General features: G+C 35.4%; 4 protein-coding genes and 1 pseudogene. 4 read left to right on the forward strand and 1 reads right to left on the reverse strand.

Annotated features, from left to right (window positions below; all coding sequences use genetic code 11):
* Positions 1-300 precede the first annotated feature (300 nt).
* Complete coding sequence (locus tag CP357_RS09740) at positions 301-570, forward strand: hypothetical protein (protein ID WP_087176096.1); 270 nt, start codon at positions 301-303, stop codon at positions 568-570.
* Between the two features lie 148 nt (positions 571-718).
* Positions 719-1,093: pseudogene (locus CP357_RS09745) on the forward strand (hypothetical protein); the annotation flags it as partial.
* A gap of 44 nt (positions 1,094-1,137) precedes the next feature.
* Here CP357_RS09745 and CP357_RS09750 read toward each other — a convergent pair.
* A complete protein-coding gene (locus CP357_RS09750) occupies positions 1,138-1,788 on the reverse strand; it encodes a Crp/Fnr family transcriptional regulator (protein WP_087176097.1) in 651 nt (216 codons plus the stop codon).
* Positions 1,789-1,944: 156 nt separating this feature from the next.
* Here CP357_RS09750 and CP357_RS09755 point away from each other — a divergent pair, with 156 nt between their 5' ends.
* Together CP357_RS09755 and CP357_RS09760 are read left to right on the forward strand one after the other, a co-directional pair.
* Complete coding sequence (locus CP357_RS09755) at positions 1,945-2,499, forward strand: hypothetical protein (RefSeq protein WP_098037203.1); 555 nt, start codon at positions 1,945-1,947, stop codon at positions 2,497-2,499.
* A 10-nt stretch (positions 2,500-2,509) separates the two neighbouring features.
* Positions 2,510-2,722, forward strand: coding sequence for a hypothetical protein (locus CP357_RS09760; protein ID WP_098037204.1), 213 nt, complete (start codon positions 2,510-2,512; stop codon positions 2,720-2,722).
* Positions 2,723-2,731: the final 9 nt, after the last annotated feature.

Raw genomic sequence — 2,731 nt, forward strand, 5'->3', positions numbered from 1 at the left:
CATATTCGTGATTGGAATGCGGCCGTGAACATCTTAGAAAAAGGATTAGGCAAGTGGCAGAATCCTAAAATAAAAAAAGCAGCCTTATTCGGGGCTGCAGTCCGCTAGCAACTCGCGGACTCAAAAGGCTTTGGTAAATAGACGACCTCTATCGGCAATAGTCAAAAGATTACTGCTGGTAAGTCAAGTCCGTATCTAAGCAAGTTGGTGTTCTGGTTAGCGTAAGCTAACGAGCCACTAAGCCCTAGACTTCAGTCTAGGGTAGTTGACGAAGAGCAAAAGTGTTGCTGGGTGAAAATTATGCGTGAGATACCAGTTAAACAAGTAAAGTCATTAATAAAACAGCTATTGAAAAGCAAAGAATCAAAACGTGTGGTGTTGCTTACTAAGAAGAAAGATCGTTCATTAACAGTTGAAGTTGATGGTGAGCAAATGAAATTAACTGAGCAGGGATATGAGAATTCTGTTAATACATTTGCGATTGCTGATAATGTAGCAAAGCATGCTTTCACTGCGGCTTTTAAGCGTGAGTTTCCACGAAGTCATCAGGTTTATGTGAGTGAGAAGTGAGATTTAATTGTAATTAACTAATATGTATGTTTATCTGATTTTTAGCTTATAATTAGAAGTGGAATATCTTAATTATTGATCAAAGCATGGCTCAACCTTTGTTAAGCTTTATTTTTTTGTAAATATGATGTCAAAATAGTGTGAATTTAAGGTTCAAAAAGTTAAGTTTAAAATAGAAAAAGTTCTTAACGTTAAGGGCCGCGGTGCTGGTGCACCAGTATATTTGGTTGCTTCTAATGATAAGAAATATTCTAGTTGGACTACTCAATCTGGTTTGCAATACTATTACTTAAATAGTATTGCAATGAAGAATGTGAAAAAGCCACTTATGAGAATTGCTAATAGATTGAATACTAGTCTTAAGAAAGCAAACAACAAGCGTGACTTTAATGCTGCTATGAAGGCTGCTAAGAGGTTGCATGGTAATCAAAGAAAGTTTGTTTTACGTTCATTGAAACAATTAAAAAAAGATGGTTCAATGAACGTGGGTGGAACTAATCTATTAATTTTTGGTTTGCAATAAAATAAATAAGCTCAGCATCTGCTGGGCTTTATTTTTTACATAATTCATCTTTCCATCTTAATCCAGCGTCCATGCACTTCAATTTTGCCATCTTTTTCTAGTTCTTTTAACTTACGGCTAAATGTCTCCGGCGTAATTCCCAAATAGCTGGCTAAGTCCTTTTTCTTCAGTTCTAATTTGACTTCATTTTTACCTTGTTCATTGGCCAAGTCATTTAGGTAAGCCAATATCCGTTCTTTGGCATCTAAAGTATTTCTAAGCACTGAATTGTGTTCAATTGCCACTAATTTTTCACCGAAATTATTTAAAAGCTTCAATGATAAATCCGGTGTTTTTTGCAAAAGGTTTTGAAAATCAGCACGATTAATTGAGCATACCCAGGTGTCCTCCACAGCTTCAACAAAATTTTCACTTTCGCTTTGTTTGAATAAATGTTGCTGGCCTTCGATATCACCTTTTTGGAGTATACCTAGCACAACTTCTTTACCATCTTTTGATAGATTGTAGACTTTTGCTTTTCCCTGATCGATGACAATCATGCCATCTTTGCCGTCGTCAGGTTGCCTAATGATACTTCCTTTAGGAAATTTTTGTTGGTGTTCGGAGACGGTTACTAGTTTTTCTTTTAATTCAATTGGTAAATCAGTAAAAAGGGCTGCTTTGCTTAAGCAAGCAATTGGTGAATATTTTGTCATAAAAATCATTTTTTCTAAAATTCTTGATTTAAATCAATTTTATCATAATAGCTTCTTAATTATAATTAATTACGATAAGTGTTGAGACAACAAATTATTACTCAAAGATTGTATGATGAATTTTAAAACATCATAGTATAGAGAGGAATTATTAAGATGAAAAAATATATTGCACACATTACCCCATTAAATGCAGATAAGATCGGTTGCGAAGCTCATGGCACCGCTGAATTTACTGAAGATGGCGACAAGCTTCATGTCAAAGTAGAAATGTTCGATACTCCTAAGAATATTGAACACTGGGAACACTTCCACGGCTTTCCTGATGGTAAGGAAGCTCATGTTCCAACTATGGCTCAGGATAAAAATCATGATGGTTTCATTGATTTACCAGAAACTGAAGAAGTATCAGGTACAACCATGGTGCCATTAGATGATGCGCCACAAGACATGAACATCCCTCACGATGGTTATCCTGTTGCAGACGAAAACGGTCATTACGAATACGAAATTGATATTCCATTGGAAAAATTACAAGCTAAGTTCAAGGATGCCTTTGGCACTGAAGATCTTCAATTAGATAAACGTGTAGTTTATGTACATGGTGTACCAAAGGATCTTGAATTGCCTGACACCGTTGGTGGTTGCGTAATGAGCTATGATGCGCATACAACTTTGTCAATTGCTGCAGGTAAGATAGAAAAAGCTTAAGGTGAATTTAATGCAAAGTATTTTTTTGAAGATTTTGTGGTTAATTTGTTACTTAATTACCGCGTATTTTACCTTTAGCGGAAAAATGATGCCGGCAATGGACTGGATGGCAGGAACAATGCTAGCTGAAGCGATTGTTTCTTTCGTTTATTGTTTGATTAATAAGAAAAAAGCTTACGTAAATTGCAATAATAAATTGAACACTTTTAATCAAGCTGCTTGATAGATTAGA

Source organism: Lactobacillus sp. UMNPBX6, from assembly GCF_002553975.1.
GTDB lineage: Bacteria > Bacillota > Bacilli > Lactobacillales > Lactobacillaceae > Lactobacillus > Lactobacillus gallinarum.